This is a genomic window from Halorubrum sp. AS12, from assembly GCF_051122765.1.
Classification (GTDB): domain Archaea; phylum Halobacteriota; class Halobacteria; order Halobacteriales; family Haloferacaceae; genus Halorubrum; species Halorubrum trapanicum.
Map to the genome: position 1 here is coordinate 241,388 of NZ_CP185386.1, position 21,169 is coordinate 262,556.

The 21,169-nt window shown below is 59.7% G+C and carries 12 protein-coding genes and 4 pseudogenes; all 16 read right to left on the minus strand.

The genetic code is table 11. The annotated features are described in order from the left end of the window. Positions 1-2 precede the first annotated feature (2 nt). A pseudogene (locus ACODNG_RS16095) lies at positions 3-850 on the minus strand (5-methylcytosine restriction system specificity protein McrC). Positions 851-904: 54 nt separating this feature from the next. Continuing rightward, a complete protein-coding gene (locus ACODNG_RS16100) occupies positions 905-4,132 on the minus strand; it encodes an AAA family ATPase (RefSeq protein ID WP_434523144.1) in 3,228 nt (1,075 codons plus the stop codon). 254 nt (positions 4,133-4,386) lie between these two features. Beyond that, a pseudogene (locus ACODNG_RS16105) lies at positions 4,387-4,624 on the minus strand (hypothetical protein); the annotation flags it as partial. Beyond that, positions 4,621-5,220 (minus strand): DUF7437 domain-containing protein, encoded by a 600-nt coding sequence (locus ACODNG_RS16110; protein ID WP_434523145.1) that lies wholly within the window; start codon positions 5,218-5,220, stop codon positions 4,621-4,623. The pseudogene ACODNG_RS16105 and the gene ACODNG_RS16110, both read right to left, overlap by 4 nt. Positions 5,221-5,269: 49 nt before the next feature. Continuing rightward, entirely contained in the window at positions 5,270-5,605 is a 336-nt protein-coding gene (locus ACODNG_RS16115) for a DUF7558 family protein (protein ID WP_434523146.1), read from the minus strand. Next, the gene (locus ACODNG_RS16120; RefSeq protein ID WP_434523147.1) at positions 5,606-5,896 is read right to left on the minus strand and encodes a hypothetical protein; all 291 of its coding nucleotides are present in this window, start codon (positions 5,894-5,896) and stop codon (positions 5,606-5,608) included. It abuts the gene before it with no gap. A 219-nt stretch (positions 5,897-6,115) separates the two neighbouring features. Continuing rightward, the gene (locus ACODNG_RS16125) at positions 6,116-6,556 is read right to left on the minus strand and encodes a hypothetical protein (protein WP_434523148.1); all 441 of its coding nucleotides are present in this window, start codon (positions 6,554-6,556) and stop codon (positions 6,116-6,118) included. A gap of 603 nt (positions 6,557-7,159) precedes the next feature. After that, positions 7,160-7,873: a hypothetical protein gene (locus ACODNG_RS16130; protein ID WP_434523149.1), complete on the minus strand. Its 714-nt coding sequence runs from the start codon at positions 7,871-7,873 to the stop codon at positions 7,160-7,162. Continuing rightward, entirely contained in the window at positions 7,845-9,434 is a 1,590-nt protein-coding gene (locus ACODNG_RS16135) for a hypothetical protein (RefSeq protein ID WP_434523150.1), read from the minus strand. The genes ACODNG_RS16130 and ACODNG_RS16135 overlap by 29 nt, the downstream gene beginning before the upstream one ends. Beyond that, positions 9,421-9,615, minus strand: coding sequence for a hypothetical protein (locus ACODNG_RS16140; RefSeq protein ID WP_434523151.1), 195 nt, complete (start codon positions 9,613-9,615; stop codon positions 9,421-9,423). The genes ACODNG_RS16135 and ACODNG_RS16140 overlap by 14 nt, the downstream gene beginning before the upstream one ends. Before the next feature lie 85 nt (positions 9,616-9,700). Next, positions 9,701-11,353, minus strand: coding sequence for an AAA family ATPase (locus ACODNG_RS16145; RefSeq protein WP_434523152.1), 1,653 nt, complete (start codon positions 11,351-11,353; stop codon positions 9,701-9,703). A 255-nt stretch (positions 11,354-11,608) separates the two neighbouring features. Next, on the minus strand, positions 11,609-13,132 hold the full coding sequence (locus ACODNG_RS16150; RefSeq protein WP_434523153.1) for a primase-associated protein: 1,524 nt from the start codon (positions 13,130-13,132) through the stop codon (positions 11,609-11,611). Then, a pseudogene (locus ACODNG_RS16155) lies at positions 13,129-14,013 on the minus strand (DNA primase). Before ACODNG_RS16155 ends, ACODNG_RS16150 begins: the two are co-directional and overlap by 4 nt. Then, positions 14,010-17,834 carry an ATP-binding protein gene (locus ACODNG_RS16160; protein ID WP_434523154.1) on the minus strand — a complete coding sequence of 1,275 codons (3,825 nt, stop codon included), beginning with the start codon at positions 17,832-17,834 and terminating at the stop codon, positions 14,010-14,012. The pseudogene ACODNG_RS16155 and the gene ACODNG_RS16160 overlap by 4 nt, the downstream one beginning before the upstream one ends. Beyond that, positions 17,827-20,053: pseudogene (locus ACODNG_RS16165) on the minus strand (VirB4 family type IV secretion system protein). Before ACODNG_RS16165 ends, ACODNG_RS16160 begins: the two are co-directional and overlap by 8 nt. Beyond that, positions 20,046-21,167 (minus strand): hypothetical protein, encoded by a 1,122-nt coding sequence (locus ACODNG_RS16170; RefSeq protein WP_434523155.1) that lies wholly within the window; start codon positions 21,165-21,167, stop codon positions 20,046-20,048. The pseudogene ACODNG_RS16165 and the gene ACODNG_RS16170 overlap by 8 nt, the downstream one beginning before the upstream one ends. Positions 21,168-21,169: the final 2 nt, after the last annotated feature.

Consider the following 21,169-nt stretch of genomic DNA (forward strand, 5'->3'; position numbering starts at 1 on the left):
ATTTACGAGGAGCGAAGACGACGCGCGTCCCCTGCATGCAGGTCATCAATGTAGAGGCCACTGAGCACCAGCCGGGTGAGTCGATACAGGTCCTCGTAGTGTTCGGAGAGCCGGGAGACCTCGACGGCATCCAGTTCCACAGGACGAACCGGCCGTAGTTCCACGCGGCGCTGGAACTCCTGCTTGTGGCGCGCCAGGGCCTGGCCGACGCGTCCACGTCCGACCAGGCGCAGTAACACGTCCGTGGCGTACAGGACCGCTTGATTCAGGAGAGTATCCTGTGTCAGCTCGTCATAGGTACATTCGAACTGGGTCGGTTGAGGACCATGACGCTGTAACTGGCGCTGGACGTCTATCCGGCCGCGAATATGGTCTTCCGTTCCCTGAGTGCGGCGATAGGAGGTATGTAGCCCCGGGTCAACACCTGATTTAGCTCGGATTCGAACAGCGTCGCTAGCGCCTGAATGAATTGCTCACCCTGCTCGAAGCGAGTCTCCTCGTCGGTCGTCTCAGCTTCAATCCCCTGAGAGAACTGTAGCATCGCCAGCAAGTCCGTCCCTTCGACCTTCGGGAGGATTTCGATCGTCAACCCGCCAGGTAAAGTGACCAGTCCGACGTAGCTCGTCGCATGGAGCTTGACCTGGCCGGATTCGAGCCATTCAATTGCCAGGCGCTTGCCGCCTGATCGCGCTCCGTCGTCGTGCCTGTCGCCGGTGTTGATCTGGTTTTCGACGACCTGGCGAGCTCGCTCCGGAAAGTCGGCCCGGGCGATCGGGTCTGTCGCCTCGTACTCGCGGATCTGATGGTCTACGTTGATTCCTTGCAACCCACCGTGTGTAGCGCGGCTCATCTGGGCGGAGTCCGGGCATGGCTCATGTCATCTCGCCAGCTCGCGGCCTTCAAGTCACTGCTCATTATCATCAGCCTCCGGCAGATCAGTACTGACCGATCGACACGTCGCTTCGAGAGCATCGGCCTCGAAGTCCCGAATCTCCTGGGTCGAGAGGTCGAAGAGGCTATCTGCATCTCCATCGAACAGCTCGTCGTTCATGCGGTTGAACTGGCCGAAGTAGTACTCCTCGAGTAGCGGCATGAGTTCGTAGCGCCAGGTATCGACGATCGCCTGTTTCCGCTCTTCGGAGGTGTCACCAGTAATCCCAAGCAAGGGCGTGTGGCCCAGCTGTTTGCCGCGACCCAGATCAGGGGCGTCCCGGATTTCGGCGTTCAGCGCGTCTATGGCACAGACGGACAGTGCCAGCAGTCGGTCCGCCTGATCGGTTCCGTTGACAGCAACCTCCCTGGCGCCGTCGAGGCCACCATCCCCAAACCCGTATTCTTCACAGACTAGCTCCAGGTCGGGGCCGAAATGGATGAACCGGAACCGACGCCGCAGGGCGGCATCCACGAGCGCGATCGAACGGTCGGCCGTGTTCATCGTGCCGATGACGTAGAGGTTTGGAGGCACGTAGAACTCCTCACCCGAATGGGGCAGAGTGACGCTGGTCTCGTTTTTTGCGTCCAGCCGCTTGTCGTGTTCCAGTAGCGTAATCGTCTCGCCGAAGATTTGCGCCAGATTTCCGCGATTGATCTCGTCGATTACTAGCACGTAGTTGGGGGCGTCGTCAAGTGAATCCGCCGCCTCATAGGCATCCCGAGCGCGGGTTGCGAAGTCCTGAAAGACACCCTCCTCGACGGTGTACTGGACAGCTCCGTTCTCGGCCTCTGTGGCTGTCAAGCCCTCGATGAAGTCCTCGTAGGTGAACGATGGGTGGAACGTCACCGTCCGGAGTTGCTCTTCGTCAGGCTCTGGAGCTGTCTCGTGTAACCACCAGTAAGCGAACTGCTGGGCCGTGAACGTCTTCGATGTGCCCGGCGGCCCATGAAACACTAGCTGGTGTTTGGCACGGAGCTGACGCTCGAGTTCAGACGCCGTAGCAGGAACAGTATGTGGCTGAGCCAGCGATTGGTCGTTCTGGTATGTTTCTGCTAGGATTTTGGGGAGTTTGACGTGGTTCAGGTTCGGCTTGCTGACGCCGGCGTCCCGCTGGAGGTCCCTGATGAGAACGATGAACAGCACTTGCGCCGGCGAACACTCCCCAAGCGAGCGCACATTCAGATGCACGGCTCGTTCCTCGAGCGAATCCTCGAAGGACTCGTAGATGGACTTGATTTCCGCGAGGGTGTCGTAGTCACGACGGCGAACGGTGCTGGCAATGAAGTCATTACGACGCAGGACCGCTGTCCAGTTCTCAATTGTCGCTTGGGCGATCGCCCCGCGTAAGTCGTCATCCCCGGACGACTGCTCGTCGAGTCTTTCAACAATGTCCGACTCAGCCGCGGGTAGGTCCTCATAAGCCGGCTCACTGCCAGTCTTGGCGAGGAGATACTCACCGGCCTCCTCGCTGAGATTGAACAGGTACTGCTGGTTGATGCCGCCGGGGTTGACCGGATAATACCGCTCTAGCTTGTATTCAAGCAGCGTCTCGAAGACGTCGACGAATGCCAGTGGGTCGTCAAAGTATGTAAACGACGTTTCGACACGATACCGGGGTTCAGTCCCCGTTTCGGTATCAGGGTCGTTTAACTGCTCGACAGGCACCTGAACCACTTGCGCAGGTTCCGTCACGGTGTGATAGCCAAGTATCTGGCCGTCGCTGTAGCTGAAAACCCTATCCCCGACCTCTAGTTTGGGGAGGTCATACTGGAACAGCTCTCTGGTAGGGGCTCGGAGGTATCTCCCCTCGATTTCCTCAAGGCCTTGATTGACCCAGTAGTAGGGAGCAGTCTCTGTGATCGCTTCTGGACCAGTGCCGTCAGAACACAGGTCTGGGAGATCACCAGTAGTCGGTGACTGCGCGCAGCCCTCAATCGAGAGCAGGTCATCGACAGCTTCGGGATATCGGTCTGCATACGCCAGGCGGAGCTCTTCAAAATTGGCGACTCCTAACAGCGTTTTCCGTGGGTGAAGACCGGTAGAGACATCCCAGTCACCAGTATCAGGCGTTTCTTCGGGTAGCACGAACCATTCGACAGGCCAGACATGTGGGTGGTAGACACCATCAGTCTGATCAGCGATCCAGTCCCCACAGTACTGATAGCCATTCGCCTGGGTTACACCGATACCCAGTAGAGTTTGGCCGACCCGGGCAATTACGATCTGCCCGGGCTGTATTTCCTTCCCAAACCGTCGCAGGTAATCGGAGACGTTCCCGCCATCGTACTCTGCTGCGGCTGTTGCGATCTCATCCGCACTCAGTGTTCGCAAGTCGCCGACATCCCATCCAACACTACAGACGCCAGCGTCTCGCCAGATTGGCCAGAGTCGGTCCGGCTCATCGAGGTCTTTTCGGCCGGCGTTAATCTGCCAGACCTTGCGACCCTTGATGTCGTTCTGGTCGAACCATTCCTGAACATCAGTCAGCTCGTCTGCCCAGTAGAAAAAGAAATCCAGCTGTCGGCAGTGATCAGCAAATTCGAAGCGACTCTGGATCGTGGCAAGCGTCTCGATTGTTTCGAAGTAATCGGAGGCCGCCGTCGAAATGTCAACATCAAACCAGGCATCAACGCCAGCTGCCAGTTTGGCGTTGACGATAGGGTATCGAGTCGGACGCAACAGACAGAACACAGGCGACCACGTCGCCAGTCCGATATTGTACATATCGAGGTCCAAAATCGAGCGAACCGCACTGTCCCAGTCGTCAGCGCTGGCCGCATCATCAGTTAACGTTCGGAAAGCCTCCAGTAGTGTGGCTTCAGCATCATCGTCGACATCCTGAATGTGAAACGCCTGCCCACCCACGATACCCTTCGAAACGTCTGTATCGAGCAATTCGAGTACTCGTTGACGAGTATTAGGGGCCCCTGACGTTGCCTGAATACGCGTACGGGTCTTCTCTCGGCCGACGGTACTGCTAACCTGCGTCACATACTTCAAAGCCGTCAGCTCATCCGCCCCAAACACGTCCGCCTCAAGATAGGAGTTAAGGAGCGCCCGCAGCGTCTCCGCCACGTGTTCAAATCGGTCGTGTTCGTCAGTCCAGACGTCGCTGTCCTGATAGTAAGTCGTACAGAACTGTGCGAACTGCCAGCGAGAGTTCCCTGAGTCGAACTCCACCTCGGAAAGGTCTGCCATTATGCGGCAGTGTGAATGGGCGAATATAATTGTACCCCCGGCGCAGTCACGTGGTCGTCTGACGTCTTTGGCCCAGCCGTGGACAACCAGCTATAATCTGCTACCCGGTGTACCAGGGATCGTGGGTCGGACGTCGAACGGGGGCAGCCGCCTCGGTCGTCCCCGGCCACGCAAGCACCGCGGGCACGAGGCGCGCAGCGGGTTCCTCTTGAGAGCAGCGAATGAGGGGCAGCGAGACGGTGTCTCACCCGGTCGGGGGACCCGATCGGCAGTGGGCTTTCGAGTGTGGCCCCCACCTTCGTCGATTGCGGTGTCAATCGGCACTTCCTCGACGTCGGGGTCGTCGATGGTCAGCTCCGCGTACACCCGTTCGGGTAGGACGAAGGCGACGTCGTTCCGGCGAGCGAATCGGCGAACAGCCTGGTACCGACTGTTCAAGGGTTGTCCCATCGCGACGAATAGGCCGGTGTCGGCGATGTGGAGCCGGCTCACGCGTCGCTGGTGTCGTCGCCGTCGTCGATGTCTAACTCATCGAGACCCGATCCAGCTTCCTCGACGTCGTAGTGTTCGTGGACGACGGGCCGGAGCGCCTGCAAAATCATCTCCGCCGCCAGCGGCGAGATGTCCAGATCTTCCGCCATCAGCCGGTGGATAACCTCACCGCGTTCGCGGGCGACAGCGTAGGTGAGCGCGGTCGCGAGGCCGGCGACGCCATGTCGGTCGATGTAGGTGTCGATGTCGCCGTCCGTCTCGCGGCGGCCGACGGCGTCAATCAGCGCCGGTGTGATCGTGTACTCGCGATCGCCGGCGGCCGTCGTTACAGTCAGGTCAAACTCCCGGGCGGCGTACCGGCGTGGCTGTTCGTCGTCGGTGACGTCGACGACGCCGGCGTCGACGAGCCGGTTGACGTAGCTGTAGGCCGTTCCCTGAGCGAGCTCGAGGTTGTCCATCACGTCCTGGACGGTCACCTCCCCCTCCTGAGCGAGGTACGCATACAGCTGGGCCAGCTGTGGCTCCTCGAGGAGATCGGCGACCGAGAGGAAGTCCTGGACGATGTCGCCGTCGGCGCGATTTAAAGTGCGTGACACGATTCCTTCTTGATTACAGTTTACAGCGAATCAGTAATGAGTGTCGGGGTCACTCCACCGGCGCCGCGACGAGATGCTCCTCGAGATCGCGCGTCCAGTACGTCGCAAGCCCGCCCGGACTACAGCGGGCGCACAGCTGCAACGGGCCTTCAAGATGCCCCAGTTCAACGCGGAACCGCGTCAGTGCCGCGAGCGTATCGACGACCAGCCCGCAGCCGTCACAGGAGACGTGATCGTGCTCGTCGGGATCCGGCTCCGTCTGAATCGCGCAGTCGACGCAGATCGGGTGGGTGACCCGCTCGTCCTGTCCCCAGGTGTGCGCCTCGCCAGTCTCGGTACCGGGCGGGGCGTCGCAAAACGCACAGCCGACAAGGGTCTGCTCCAATCACTCGCCCTCCGCGTCGGCGTCGCGGCCAGCCGTCCAGCCTCGGTGGAAGACGGCCAGCTGCGTCGATGAGTCGAACGCGGTGCCGCTCGGCTCGTGAACCAGAACTTGGTCCTCGGGAACCGGAGTGACGACGTCCGCGTCGACGAGGTCGCTGACCAGGCGCTGGGCCGTCGCGTCGTCGATGTCCGCCGTGTCGACGCCGGCGGCGTCGCGGTCCTGGGCGAGCTGTTCCTTCTCGAACCGTTCGTAGTCGCGACTCGTTTCCTCGTGCGGATAGGGACCAGGCATGGTGAGTCACGCAGCGCATGCTGTTGCGCGCTGCACGCCTTCCGGCGCCGACAAACAACTCAGGGCGTACAGATTCGGCACCTTCCTCGGATCGCCCGTCCGCCAAGATACACTCACTCGCGGAGTCGGGCGGTGGGTGGGGGCGAGGGAGTGGATCCAGCCCCAGCGTTAACCAACATAGTGCCGGTATCGGTTCGGAATATTGGTTAAGCCTAGCCGCTACGGCGTTCGGAGCTCTCGAACTGGCTTCACGACGAAGGTGTCTGACTCGCTGGCTGCTTCTTCACCTGCCCGCTCCGTTGACGTCGACGCCGACCGCGTGAGCCGGGTGATGAGCTCGTCGCGAACGGCTCGTCGAGGGATGGTGGTCTCCTGCCAGCCCAGCCGGTCGTCGAAGTGCCGTTTCTGGAACTGCTCGCCGACGTCGTCGGCGGCGACGTATTGTGTCCGCGTCGACCGCCCGACCTGCTGGGAGATGAAGGCGGCGCCCACGGTCTCGTGCGTGAGCTCGACGAGAGCACACTCCACGAGCGCGACGACCGACGCGTGATCCCGGTCGGTCGGAACCGTCATCTCGAGACCCGCCCACGGCGCCTGACCGTCGGGGGTAGTTCCTGCGTGATGCGCTGCTCGTGTTTCGCTGCGTCGTTCCGAAGCCATCGTCTATCGGGGGCATGTGTTGTGCCCCGCCACCCCCTCGCGGGGGAAACAGACCCCACCAAAACCCACCCTGTCAACCTATGCGCTAATTCTGATACTTCCGTAAATCCGCTACCCCCGTGACGGCCCCTCGGCCCGAGAGAGCCGGCGGCCTTCGCACACTCGCATATCGCCTCTTTCTTTGGACGGAAACCGCGATATGAAAGGCGAAATAACGAGCTCAAATCGCAGAAGAACCCCGTCGGGCCGATTTGAGCGCGTAGAAAGTACCTCGACGAGTTCCAGGATAATACTGTGATTTGAAAAATTGCTCGACGGCGGGGTAACGAAGGTGATTACGGACGTATCTGAATACTTTGGAACCGTTGCTTCACCGGGTCTGAATCTCTCGAGGTTCTTCGGCTTGGCACTTCGAATCGCGAATTCCCCTCTATTCCACCGGTTTCGGTCGTGTTAGGTGCTGAAAATAGCTCGACGGGAATCAGAAGTATCTGGTTCTGGTCTAAAGCCTTATTCTCGGTTATCTGAAAGACGTCTGGCTCTGTGAAATCGCTATAAAAAATTCAGATTGGGTGGTTCTTGTAGTTGATTTAAATAAGGATGTTAGCGGGAATCGTCGTCACTGAGGTAGCTGTCAAGAAACTCTTTATCAATCTCGTACCCGGCTGCTGCGAATCGGTTTGCGACCTTGTACGCATGGGATCCTGGTTCATCCCCTGCGTGGATGGCGTTTGTATACAGCGTCTCTCGCATCTCGTCTTTGCTTGAACGGGCAACATTGTGCCATTCTCCATCAGGGACCGCTTCAATAACAGCGTGGTAAACGGATATCGCTGCAGCAGGGTAGGTAGCTGACTGTTCGCCTAACCATTCCTCAAGAATCCGCACATGCGGGGCTTGATGAACGAGGAAAGGAGCAGTCCGCTCCACAAGGTCCTGTTCGTCCTCCAGACTGGTTGCATCAGTGTGTTGAAGACATTGAAGGAAATATCTGAATTCTTGATGGTACTCGGCGGCATCTTCGATATCGGTTATTTCACTTTCGACTTTACCAAGTCGCCACTGCCAGAGCTCACGGATCGCGTCCCAGTGATCGTCGAGCGGGCTGTCCTCGTTATCAAGAACTTGTGAGAATGCATCGGCCACGTTTGCTGTTGTCTCCGAATGCATCATATCATAGAATTGCCGTATTAAACTCTCATCGTCGTCAAGTGATTCGTCTTCAACGACATACGCCATACCAATATGGGACGCTGTCGTCGCTGCAGTGATCCATCCCTCATCAGACTCATCTTCGGCCAGCAAATCTAATCGCATGCCTGTAGAACGGCCGTAGCTCCGAGAATGCTGGTTGAAGGAGTGGGTTACCTCTAGTGTACCCGTTCCACACTGCCGAAAACAGCTGCTTCGCCTCGTTTTCATCGCCTCTTGGAAAGAGGTCGTCCAAATGTGACTGAATCAGATCTTTATCTGCTGCCCAGAACGTCTGGAAATGCCTGCCCAAAGCCGTCCGCACCGGGACAGCGCTATCTTCAATTATCCTTGTCTGGATTGCTCCTCGGAGAGGCTCATCTAACCCATCGTCACCTAAACAATTGTTCTGGTCCTTCCACCATATATAACTGACAACTGTACCGACTCCGTTTCTACGTACTTCCTCTTCAGGGTCACCGACGCCACCTTTCCAACTCTGCGGCTGTTCTTCAATTGTCTCAAGACCGACCTCCGTGAGCAAATGAACCAACAGCCCCTCAACGCGGACTAAGTACTTCCTGGGGAAATCAGTCTGGTCTGACTGGATACCCTCTCGGAGAAGTTGGGCAATCGAGGTACGGCACCGTGACGGCCACTGACTGGGTTCATCTGTCACCGTCTCGCAAAACGACAGGACTGGCTGCCATGAGAACCGCCCATCGTTCTGTAGCGCCTCAGCAAGCCCGTCCAGAACGACATCCGCGTACTGTGGCTTCGCATCTTCCAGAATACTGATTCTCTCTGCGTACGAAGCTGGCTGCTCCTTAACCAACTGGGAGAGCTGTTTGGCGAACCCCCAGTGACTGATCTCTACCCGCTCATCATCATCGAAAGACCACGATTGGTCTTCAGGTGGTTTCCAGTCCACACACATCTGCAGGACTGTTTCAGCGGACCAAGTACGAAGCGTCTCGAGATCTTCCGGTCCTCGTTCATCCACATAACCACCACGGACCGATGGTGTATACGGCTCGGACGCAGTCCTTTCTGGAACCCCGTATTTTTCGACTAAGAAGTCAATATACTCCTGCTGGTCAGCTGAGACTTCTCCATCAAGGAGATACAAGCGTTTCAATCGCCACCGCTCCACACGCTCCTGTACAATTTCGTCTTCAGACTGCTCACGATCTGGCGCTTCGTGGGCCGCCCGGTCCTCAATCCACTGTCTATCCTGTGGCCCTTCGCGGAGTACCTTGTAAACCTGATTCTGCTGGTCGTCGTCGAGAGAGGAAAACGCGGTTTCTACCAGTCTATAGAAATCATACTGGATATTATCATCGTCGTAGTTTGTCTCCTCTCCTAACTCATCGGCAACGAGGTCTTGATATGTATCAGGGTGCTGACTGAGGAGAAACAAGCCGATACGCCGGAACGCAGGAATAGGGTCCTCTAGATATGATGTGATCAAATCTCCCCGGCTATCTTCGTTTGGATCAGCACTAACCCACTGGTTGGCAGCCAGGCTCAGATACGTGAAGAGGATATGCTTCCGTTCACCGGAATTGTTCTCACCGTAATCAAGGTCCGGTATCGGGGTTCGGCTAGCTACTGATTCATAAATCGGCTCTCCTTCAGGATCCGTTCCGGCATCCAAGATCCTTCGTAATGCCTCATCTAATCGCATTGAGGAACTCGTGGCCACACGCCTCAACAAAGATCTCACGTGTCTCCTGAAACAGCTCGTGGAGTTTATACTGTTCGAACTGCTCGTCCTGCTGCCAGTCGAGGTCGGCATCGCGTTGTGGTGCCCGAAGTACACCGCCTAACACGGTCACTGCGGCCTCTATCTCGTCATGTTCAACCAAATGCTGGATTAGTTGTATCGCATAGAAATCCAGTTGGTGGAACGACTCTGACTCTGAGACCCACGACTCGATAATAGCAGCTGTCTCAGCCGCTGCAATCCGCCGGCAGATCGCCTGCGATGCTGATTAGCCACCGTCGCGTGTTCGGATCTTCGCTGTCGAGATTAGTAATAACCTTGACCACAAAGTCCGGGTGAACGTCGATGATGCTGGACAGGTACTGCATGTGAGGGATATCTGGATCAGCGAAGACTTCTTGATCGTAGAGTTGTTCGGCCCACGATCGATCGACTTTCTCGTCGAAAAAGTACCGTGCAAGCGGCTCTCGATCCTCCAAGGTAGACAGCACCGTCGACACAACGGTTTCCGGTACATCATCTGTCGGCCATGCTTTGAGCTCGTCAAGAAGAACAGTCGCCGTATAGAACGGCAATCCATCCTCTCCTAATGCTCTTTCCAGAAAACCAGCTACGCTCTGCTGTTGCTCCTGTAACTCTATCAGAGCGGACAGGTGATGGGTGCAGAGCGTGGTGGACTGTGTCCCCTGTTCGAAATCAGTTTCATCAGACGCAATCTGGCCTCGAAGCTGATCTGTATAGAACTCAAACGCTGCTACGTGGATTTCACCCGGATTCGACTCCTGGCGGAGCAAGAACTCTCTGAACTTGTCGTGGATCGCGTACCGAGTCGTCCCGTCGGGGCCGGTCCTCTTGTCTTGGACGATCACCCGCTTGTTGAGATCACGTAACAACCGGCGGACACCAACCTGATCAAACCCGTCTTCGTCCGCCAATACAGCGCTACAAACATACTCATCTAGCTCGGTCAGCGGGGATGTCGCCTGGAGGAACCGCTCTTCATCTCCACCCAGCGCTTCCAGATACTCCTCTTCAATATAGTCACGGATGTCTCCCTCAGGGACCTCGATAGCGGCGGCGGGATCCTCGATATCTGCCAAGAGGCCCAAGTAGTATGGATGGCCACTCACCCGGTCATGGAGTTCCCGTGCCGTCGCTGTTTCCATTTCAGGTACTTCGTTCATCAGGAGTTCGACGGACTGTGCCTCACTGAACGTAGAAAGTCGGATTACCGGAACTTGGCCTTTGAACTGTAGTCGGCCTACTGATAGTAAGGTGACTTCCGGTCCAAGCACTTCGGCAATCTCGCTGAGAGCATCTTTTATTTTCTTCTCGTCATCGTCAACGTTGTGGACGTCATCAAGACAGATGAGTCGCTTATGACCGTCTGGAATGTAGTCAGCCATCTGATCCAGTGCTTCAATATATTGGAATCTATCTTCCGCCCACTCAGGGGGGTTTCGTGTCCATGAGACACCGCCCCCGCCTCCGAACCCGCCAGCGCTAGCGCTTCCCGAGATACCGGTGATCTCTCGGTCGCCTTCCTTCACCGATTCTGGGATATCACCAAGGATCGTCCGGTAGATTTTCTGTGCCACCGTCTGGATACTGTGGTGAGAGCCTAACTCAACCCGTTCGACCGCGTATTCGTCACCGAACTCGTCCTCCACCCAGTCAAGGAGAAAGGTCTTCCCAACACCTGGCTCGCCCGCAATATGAAACAGATTTTTCTCTCCGTCTAGGCGCTGAACTATCTGTTCTTGGACACCCTCCCGTGGGACATAACTGACTGCCAAGGGTGACGAATCTGTCTCCACCTCCTGATCACCTCCGAAAAGGTCCTTGAGTTTCCTCCCGGCCCTCGTGATGAATGATCTCATCCCTCCAAGTCACCAGATACCACCCGTTTAGCACAACTGATACTAATAGGAAGGGGAGAATAGCCGTTTCTTATCTCCGACCTGGAATCGACTTTTATAGCGGTTATACCATACCTCTAGCTGTATCTGGCGTTGAGTGAGAATATGGATCACAAACGCTGGAGTTTCCAGCAGTAATTGTGTACGGGTCTATCAGCAGTTTCACGAGAAAGGGTACTATTCGATAGTATTCAAACAAAGAATGAAATCAGCAATTCAGAATTGCTCAGTAGGCCCAGCTGATTCCTCATCAACTTGCTCGTACATCTCATCCGGGAACGGGAGACTACCCCAGATCGAGTAGGGACACTGGTCTTGGCCGATACAGTAGCGCTGCAGATCGTCGTTATCGCAGTTCATCGGCAATGGCGTGTCGCCGTCGATCGTGTTCGAGAACTCGTAGCGAACCTGGTACTCAGTCTCCTGCTCGTCGTACCACGGCCACCGGGCGAAGACGTCCTTGAGACCCGCGACAATCTCGTCGAGGCTGCTGTCCTGATACTGCGGCAGCCACATCACCATCCGCGCGAAGTTGTAGAGGTCCTTCCGGACGGGCTTCTTCTCGTGTAGCCGCTCCTCCATATTCGCCATACAGGGGAGTTCGAAGAGATCTTCGATCTCCCGGACCTCGATCTGCTCGGCGCCGGTCCCGGCTCGCCCGATTCGGTACGTATTGACGCGCCCGTCGCGGTCGATCGTGACTGCCGAGTGGGACTCGTGATCGGCCAGCGTCTTCGCAAGACTGCTTGGACTCGAGATCCAGTCCGTCACGGAGGATTCCCACTCGTCCTCGGCCTCATACGCCTCGACCGCTCGGTAGAGCTCTTTCGCCGTGTGGAACTCACCCTTTTGTGCCACGTCGTCGGGCGCGTCACTTAGGGCCCGTCTGAGGACGCGGATCGTCCGTTCCCCACGGTCCCAGTTCCGCCAGATTCGCTCGTGATGGCCGGTCTCGAGGAAGCGGTCGATCCGTTCCGTAATCGCCGACTCGTTCGTGGTCAACCAGGATAGCTGGTCGTCGGAGAGGCCATCCTCCTGTACGCGCAAGAGCTTCTTGAACGCCCGCTCACCATAATCCCGATACTTGCTGTCGAAATCACCGACCGGGACGTACAGCTTGTTGTCTTTCACTCGCGTCAGTATCTCTCCGTCGTCGTCACTCCCCGTCGCCGTCTCGTCCTCTCGAACGAGACATTTGCGTGACGCCGCCGCCATCGGGATTTCGAGGTAGAGGCCCTCCCCGAACTCCGGCATCTCCGTGATGCCCGTACAGACCCGACCCGGATGTGGGCCATTCTCACCGGGCTCCTTGCTGTACAGTACGTCGGCGATGTCCTGCTGGAGTGACCCATCGCCGTGGGCGCGGATGAGGGAGGCGAGATTGTTGACGTACAGCTCCCGGATGTCGTAGAGCACCTGGATGTTCCGGGGCGACGCGTGCTCGAACTTCGGGTGCTCTTTCACACAGATCGCACTCAACGTCGCGAGCACAGCGAGCGTCCCCGGTTCGTCGACGAACGGCTCCTCGGCGGCGTCGGCACGAACCTGCTCTTTGAACGCCGCCGTCCCGAACCGCTCGACGTCGTTCACGAGGTCCTCGGGTTGGTCCTCACCGTCGACGACGTATCGATTGTACCCACGCGTAAACAGCTGGTTGATGCGGGTCTCACCGTACTCCAGCGGGAGTGCCGCAACTCGATACGCCATGTCTTCGTCGTCGGTGGGTGTACTCGGACTCATTCGTCGATCACCTCGGGTGTCGCCGACCGAACGTCGAACGCCGGGCTCTCGATTGGTTGAACGATGCTACAGACGTCGGCGTGCAGCGAGTAGGGCAGGCGAGCGACACGCCGGCGGTCGGCCGTCACGACGGGGTCGATCGGGATGTCGTACGTCTCGAGGAGAAGGTCGTTCAACACCTCGCGACTCTGCTCGTCGTATCGGTGCGCCGGATCGGTATCCAGTAGGTAGACGTGGACACCCTGCCCGCTGTAGACGACCATCGTTTCCTCGGCGTCGAAATCGTCCTCGAAGATGTCGCGCACTTCGTATCCGTACTCGATGGCGCGGTCGATGTCTTCGAAGGCGTACGGATACCCCTTGGGAGCGGCGTCAAGGATTCCGGCGGCGTCGAGGAGCGCATCGTCGTCCCGGTCGTCCACGTTCGCCGAAACCAACTCGTCCGCTCGGTCTCGGGCGATCTCTTTCGCGTCGATGTCGACCAAGAGGACCCACGGCCGTTCCCAGTGATCCAGCGCGTAGTAAACGGCGTCGGGCCGTGGGTCCGGCTGTTCCAGCACCTCCGGGTCTGCCAGTGCGAACTCGCTCCGCCCCAGCGGGTCGTTGCGGGCTGGATGCCGAAAGAACTCAACGACATCCTCGAAGTCGTCGAACTCGGGCGTCGTTCGGTCCCCCGATCGGATCTGTTCGCCACGTATCCCGCCGGATGAAGTCCTTGGCCGGTACCTCGTCTTTGCGAACCGGCTGGGACTCTCGGAAGGCGACGGCGTACTGTTTCGGGCTGGTCGCCGTGATGAATTCCGGCAGGTCATCCAGATAGCGGGGAACTCTTCGGCGTAGTAGGCGTAAATCTCCTCGCGGGTCGCCTGTCGCCAGGTCATTGGTTGAGTTCTTGATCGAGATTTTTGAAGCCCCGAACGGTGGTCAGGCCCGAAGCATCGAACTCGTCGACGGCATCTCTGATGGTCGCGAACGACCGTGCCGCCCGCCCGCTGACCCGCTCGTCGATCCGATCCGCGTCGGCAAGGCTATCCAGGACGTCGAGCGCCGTCTCGCGATTGTTGAAGGCCCAGATCGCGTCGGCGTCCACCGCGCTGAGTTTGTTGTAATCCTCGACCGGGGCGTGCCGGTTGTTACTCGCGAGCTCTGCTTCGCCGGCCCAAACGAGATCGCCGTCCTCGGCGAAGCCGGCCACGTCCAGTACGGTGCCGTCGTCGGTTTCGTAGTACGGTTCCACGCGAATGACGTCGTCCTGCTGCTGGAGCCAGAGCTCGAGGAGCCGGACGCCAACCTTGTGTGGCGTTTTCTCGCCGAGATCACCCGCTCCTGGCCCTGCTTTCAATTCTCTCCCGAGGAGGTCTCGACCGTCCGGGAGGACGGTGTAGTACTTGCGCCCCGCCGCGGAGTCCGCTTCCAAGAGGTCCTGCTCCGTGAGCCGCTCTACATGGAGGTCGTTGTATTCGTCCCGGAGCTGGCTCATCCTGTCCAGCAGCGTGTACTCGTCGTCCTCTCGGTTCATCACGTCGAGGACCCGATTCAGGAACCGGACGTCGTCACGGCTGAGCCCGCGTTGTCGGAGTTCGTCATCAGGAACAGGGACGCTGCTTTCCTGGACGGGCGTTGCCCCGTTCTCCGGCTGCGTTGCTTGGTCACCTGCTGTTTCCTCGTCCGTCTCGGTGGCCTGCCCGAACAGGGGGCTCATCTCTGACTCGTCTGCATCTGGGTCGTTGTCCGTCTCGAGCTGCGTGGTCGACGTCGACGCGTCCTCGGTCGTCGATTCGCTGATGAACGCGGATTGCGTCGGGTCCGTTCCTGAGTCGCCGTCGGCAGCTGAGCCCGTCGTCTCAGCCCCCGAACTCCCCCAGCCAGTCTCCTCCGGAGCAGTGTCCGACTCAGTCGGCTCTGTTAGCCCGTACTGGGTCTGTGTCCGCTCGACCATCCGTGGCCGGGACACAGACTCGAAATGGTCTTCCTGGGACTCTGTGAGCGGCTGGTCGCTTTCTGGATGCCCCGCCGCAATCGGGAGCGGCTTCAGCGAAAACGGCGGCGGCCCAGTCTCCCCGAACGACGGACTCGGGAGTTGCGCGATCCACTCGCCACTTGGGAGCGTGTTGATTCGGTTGCGGAGTTCGGTCGGGCTGAGGTCCTCGTGGGCAAGCGACTCCGCGAGGTCGCGCTCGATCGAGATGTTGCCGATGAGCTTCGTCTTGATGTTGTTCAGCACCTCGTCATAGGCTCGCTCGTTCCGATTCCGCACCTGTTCGGGGAACTGGATCACGAGTCCCATACTCAGGCCGAACGACCGGCCCTGCGGCAGGAGCTGTTCGGAGACGAGCTTCGTCGACGCGACCGGTGCCGCCTCCTCGATGATGAGGTTCGTGAGCTTCTCGTAGTCGGTCTGGCCGTCGCGCCGGCGCACCTGGACGGCGTCCCAGAGATTGCTCAACAGCAGGAGGGTGATCGCTCGCTGGGCCTCCGGCCGCAGGTCGCCGAGGTCGAAGATGATAGTAGCGTCTTCATCGAGGAACTCGCGGAAGTCGAAGCGGTTGTCGACGTACTCGCCGGCGTCATTCTGCTCGGGGACGTGGCTGAAGATCCGTCGGAGATGCGCGTCCTCTTTGAGCTTGTCGAGACGGTTCCCGACCGCGTCCATCGACACCTGGAACTGGTGGTTGTCCTTCGCGAAGTGGCGCGTCAGCGATTCCTCGATGTTCTGGTTGTCCGCAGAGACCGGGGGAATCGTCTGGTCGCGCTGCATCCGGAGCGCGGCGGCGAAGAGATCGTCCAGCCCGAACACGTCGCTCCCGTACTCCTCGTCGAACAGCGCCTTGATCAGATAGCTCAGAATCTCGTTCGCGACGAACGCCTGCCCGTACTGCTCGCGACCCATAATCATCCGGAGGATGTCGTGGCAGTGGTCGACCTTGTCCTGAATCGCGTCCTCGCGGTTGCGACCGGCCTCGAGCGCGGGACGGATATCGAAGAACGAGAACGCGGGGATGGTCTCCGGGACGCGGAAGTGGTAGACGTCGTCGAGGCCACCGAACCGCTCGTAGTGGCAGCGCAGGTAGTTCTCACACATCCCGTCGCCCTTCGGGTCGACGAGGACGACGGGGCCACCCGTCGACTCGCGAAGCGAGAGGGCGTCGTTGATGATGGCCTTCGACTTCCCGCCACCAGTCGAGGCGAACCGCCCGTAATGCGTCGGCAACAGGTCCGGCGGGATCCGGATCGGATCCGGCCGTGGCTCACCGTTCTCGTCGAGCGCGTAGCCGATGGCCATCCCGTCTTGGAACTGCTGGATCAGATCCGGATTCGGCCACGGGAGCGGATTCCGACTCTGCTGTTCGGCCCTGGTCCCCCGCGTCCCCTCGACGGTCAACTGTTCGGAGGAGGGGACGAGGACGAAGTTCGCGAGCTCCGTCCCGCTGAGGACCAGCTCGGGGCGGGTCTTCCCTCGTCCCGTCGTCAACTCGCGATTGAGGAGGCGCTGGAGAGCGGCCCGTGCCTTCTTCTCCTTCGTTTTCTCACGGAAGCCGCTGTCCCGGAGGCGTTGCCCCTCGACCTCGTAGAACGGTCCATCCAGCGGGTCGAACACGGGGAGGAGCGAGTCCATCCGGCCATCGAGGTCGTCGCGGGTGTCGTCGGTGGGGACGCCGACGGCCCGGATGTTGACCGTGAACGACCGTTTGGCGTTCTTCGCATCGATGTACTCGATACGCTTCTCGACGGCCTCGCTGAGCTGCCGGTCGTCCTGGTCGCTCCGCTGCTCCTCGACCTCGAGTAACGACCCAACGACCTCCTGGAAGACCGTATCCCGGCCGTCGACGAGGTCTTCTTTCCGCACCTCTGCGTCGGACTGCCAGCTGGCACGCCGTTGGAAGACCACCTGGAATGCGGTCGGTGCTGTCGCCTCCATCAGATGGTCGATCAGCGACGCCAGCGCCGCGCCCGGTTCGTCAACCGACGAGAGATTGCCGTTCGTTTCCTCTGCCGTGAACGGCGTCAGCGAGGTCATCCAGTCCTGCTTCCGTGACGCGGAACCATCCCACCGGACACCGAGCGGCGAGACAGCATCCTGTGCCGGGCGAGCCAGAATCGTTCCCGCCGGTGTCATCGTTGGCTTCTCGATGGCCCGTCGCTCTTCCTCGTCGTCTGGAAGTGTATCGGGCGGCGCTAGTTCGAGGGCTGCGTCTCCGACAGTCACGTGATGATCGGGGACGCTCGTGGCTGCCGTACCGCCGTCGACAACGGGGTCCGCTTCGGCTGCCTCGGGGTCCCCTGATTCCTCGTCGACGATCTTGTACTGTTCTGCCGGGCCAAACTCGTACTGCAGCCGCCCGGCCTCGTAGTGGTCGACGAATTCCTGCGGTGTGAACTCGACTGGCTGAATGAGCCGGACGGCGACGTCGACGTCGACGCGCTCGATATCGAACGTGGCCGGATAGATGGAGCGGAGGCGCTTCTCAAGCGTATCGAGGTGCGCATCGGCCCCGTAGAAGAACTCCACTGGGTCGTCCGGGCCATCACTGATTGCAAGGAACTCGAATCGGGGTGGTGTCTCACTGTGGAGCGGGTTCAGCTTCGCCCCGAGGCCCGACGAGCCGGGCGTGGTCAGTTTGTGAAGGCTATCGAGGACTCGGGGGATGCTCTCCGGGTCAAGTCGCTCGGATGTCGGCGTGACGCGAAGGTACTCAGCCATCGTTGGTCCCCTCCGTTGACCCGCCGTCTGGCTCAGCTTCGACGGCGTCTGATTCCTCGTTCAGTTCGCTCGTTTCGTTCGTTCCGTTCGTTGCTCGGTGTTCGAGCTCTTCCTGGAACTCCTCCATCTCGGTATCGACGGCGTCGTCACCGGCGCCGGGCAGTGAGGATCGGACCTGTGAGGTCGGGTCGAAGTCGATGACCTGCTTCTCCTTGGGCATCGCTTTGACCTGAATGCCGCGCCACTCGCCGTCGACGCCCACCAGCGCCTCGGAGAAGCCGGCGTCCTCGTTGCCCGGCACGGCATCTTGGACGAACCGCATCTGTGCGTAGTTCAGGCCGAACTCATCAGCCCACTCCTCGTCCATCCCGTCGAGGCGGTGGAACTGCTTGACCGCACACTGATCGAGGATCGCCTCGGATTCGGCGTGCTCGAAGAACTCGTCGACGGTCTGCGTGACCAGCCGGATCGAGAGGTCGTGGTGTCGGTGGTGGCGGAACACCGTTTCGAGGAACGCCAGGCTCGCGGCGTCCTGCATAATGTAGCGAGCCTCGTCGATGTAGAACACGACCTCCTTCTCCGAGACTTTCGCCCGCTCGTAGACCAACGAGATGAGTAGCTCGCATCGTCAGCGCCGTGCTGCTGTCGACACTGCCCTCCTGCTGGGCCAGATCGAGGTAGATGACCTTCTCGTCACGGATATCGAAGTCGGACTCCTGGCCGAGGTTGCCGTGCCGACCGTCGTCCTCGAAGGGGCGGAGCTGGTCGAGGAGCCACGTCGCGTCCTCCTTGATCTTCCCCGCCTCCTCGTCGGATTGGACGACGAACTCCTCGGGGTCGTCAACCATGTCTTCGAAGACGTCCATCATATCCTGAATCGTCGGGCTCGGGTTGTCGTGCGTCGAGATGTCGTCAGTGATGCCGTTGCGCTTGTACGCTCGCTTGAGCCCGAGTTCGAGCGTCGTTCGGCGGTCACCCAGCGAGATGCCCCGCAGCGCGAAGAAGTTCGTGAGGAAGCTCATCGCGTCGTCGAGCTTCTCGTTGAACGGGCTCGCGTCCTCGCCCATCGCCCGCTGGACGTGCTCGGGCGTCTCCCGAATCTCCAAGGGATTCAGCCCGAGAGTCCCGCCGACCGTGATGCGTTTGGCGTCGAGTGCTTCGGCGACCCCCGCCCAGTTGTTCAACGGCTCGAGGATGATGCCGATACGGTCCTTGCTCTGCTCGATCGAACGGATGAAGTTCTGCTTCGAACTGAACGACTTCCCCGAGCCCGTGTCGCCGACGGTGAACATCGCGTACCCGTTGTCCCTTGCGAACGGGTCGATAACCACGGGACTCTGGTTGTCCTTGTGAATCCCGAACTCGACGCCACCCTCCTCGAGAATCGTCGCGTTGTGCGGCGAGGACAGTAACGCGCCGACGGCGCCGCCGAGCGCAATCGACGTCCGCCCAAACTCGTTGTCACCGATGGGTGCGGCGGACTGAAGGGCGAGATCCTGCCGACAGATCGCCGTCTTCGGTGTGAGGTTCGCCGGGTCGTCACGGAGCGCGCTCTTGACTTTCTGGACGGCGTCGCGGAGGTCCTCCTTCTCGTCGGCTCGTACCGTGATGAACATCCCCTGGTCGAAGACGTTCGCGCCGTTCTCGACGGCCTTGTACGTCGCTGCGGCCTCGTTGGCGCGCTCCTGTAGGTAGGCACTCCGCACGCTCTGTTCGAGGTCAGCGTCGACCTGGAGGTCGTCAGCGATATCCTGTAGTTCGTTCCGCGCCCGCTCCTGGTTCTTCGGCGTGATGTGGGCCGTTAGGTCGAACTGTACGTCAGTCATCTCGAAGAGCTCGGAGAGGTAGCCGTCGTTAGGGTAGTCCGGGTAGTCAGTGATGTACAGCGTCGTCGTCCACTGCTCGCCGACCCGTGCCGCGCGCGTCTCCCACTCGATTGCCGCTGGCGCCGTCACCGTCTTGTGTGACTCGGTGATGTCGTCGAGGAGCTGGCGTTCGGCCGCGCCCTGTTCAATGGTCTCCTCGTCGAGGAGGTCCGAGAACTCCACCTCTTCCTCATCGTCTTCTGAGTACCAGTCCCAGAGGAGTTTCCCGCCGATCCCGACCAGTACCGCGAGCAGGAGGTAGAGGGCCGCACCTTCCGCTGAGGTTGGGTTCGTGAGCCACTCCGTGAGCTGGCCAACGGCTCCGCTGCCCGTCTGGAGGACGAGGTTACGCATCGTGGTCATCCTCCCGGCGCGAGTGGCCGATGATGGATTGTTCGCGAACGACGCGCTCGGCTTCGTCGTAGCTGTGTTCGCGGCCGTTCCAGAAGTCCATATTTAACACGAAGAGTTCGACCGTGCTGAGCCGCCGAGCGGACCACCCGGAGGCCTGCTGGATGAACTCCGACCGCACATCGTTGACTCGGCTGTCGAGCTTCTCGAACATCTGTGCGCGGCGCTCGACGTCGGTGAGGTCCTCGCGGCGGGTCACGAACGGGTTGAACAGGAACCCGATGACGGGGAACTGCGTCAGCTTCTCGGCCGGCGTACCCTCATCCCGGAAGCGGTCGTAGACCTCCAACGGCGTGACCTCGACGCCGATGTAGTACCGCACCTGCTGGATGCCCCGTTCGCGCATCTCCTTCGGCCGGGTCTCCCGATACTCCTCGAGGAGTTCTTTGAAGATTGGGTTCTCTGTGACGTCCTCGTCGTTCAGGCGGTCTTCGATATTCTCCGTAATCTGTTCGACCGGGAACGAGCGGGTCGTCGCGTGGAGTTTGAGCTTCGAGTCCAGTTCCTTGTTGGCGAACTCCTCGCCGGCGTCTTGGAGCTGTGCCCAGTCGTCGGACATCGCGAAGTCCATGTTGCCGGGGTTGATCTCGATGAACGCCTCCATCGTGCCGTCCGCGCGCTGGATCGCGCCAGCCCCCGGCCACGCCCGCTCGATGTTCGTGAGGTCCTGCGTCCGCTCGTCGGGCTTGAACGGTGTGTAGTTCGCGAGCCCGCCCTCGTTGCGCTCTGTCTCATTGGTACTACTGTCGGCTTCCTCCGGGGCGCTGAACGTGATCTGGGGGCGCTTGACGTAGCGATAGACGTCTTTCGTCCACGTCCACGCGTTGAGGTGGTCGGGCGAGACGTAGACGATCGCGACGCCGAACCCGAACCCACCTGCGACGAACGGGAGGGCGAGTGATTCGATGCCGGTGAGGCCAGCGATGAACAAGCCGACGATCGGGAAGGCGATCAGGACGCCGACGTCGCCTTCCTCGATGTTGAGGTAGGGGATGCGGCTCTCCTCACCGAACTGGTCCATGATGCGCCGTGCGGCTGCGTCTTTGTCGATGGACATGG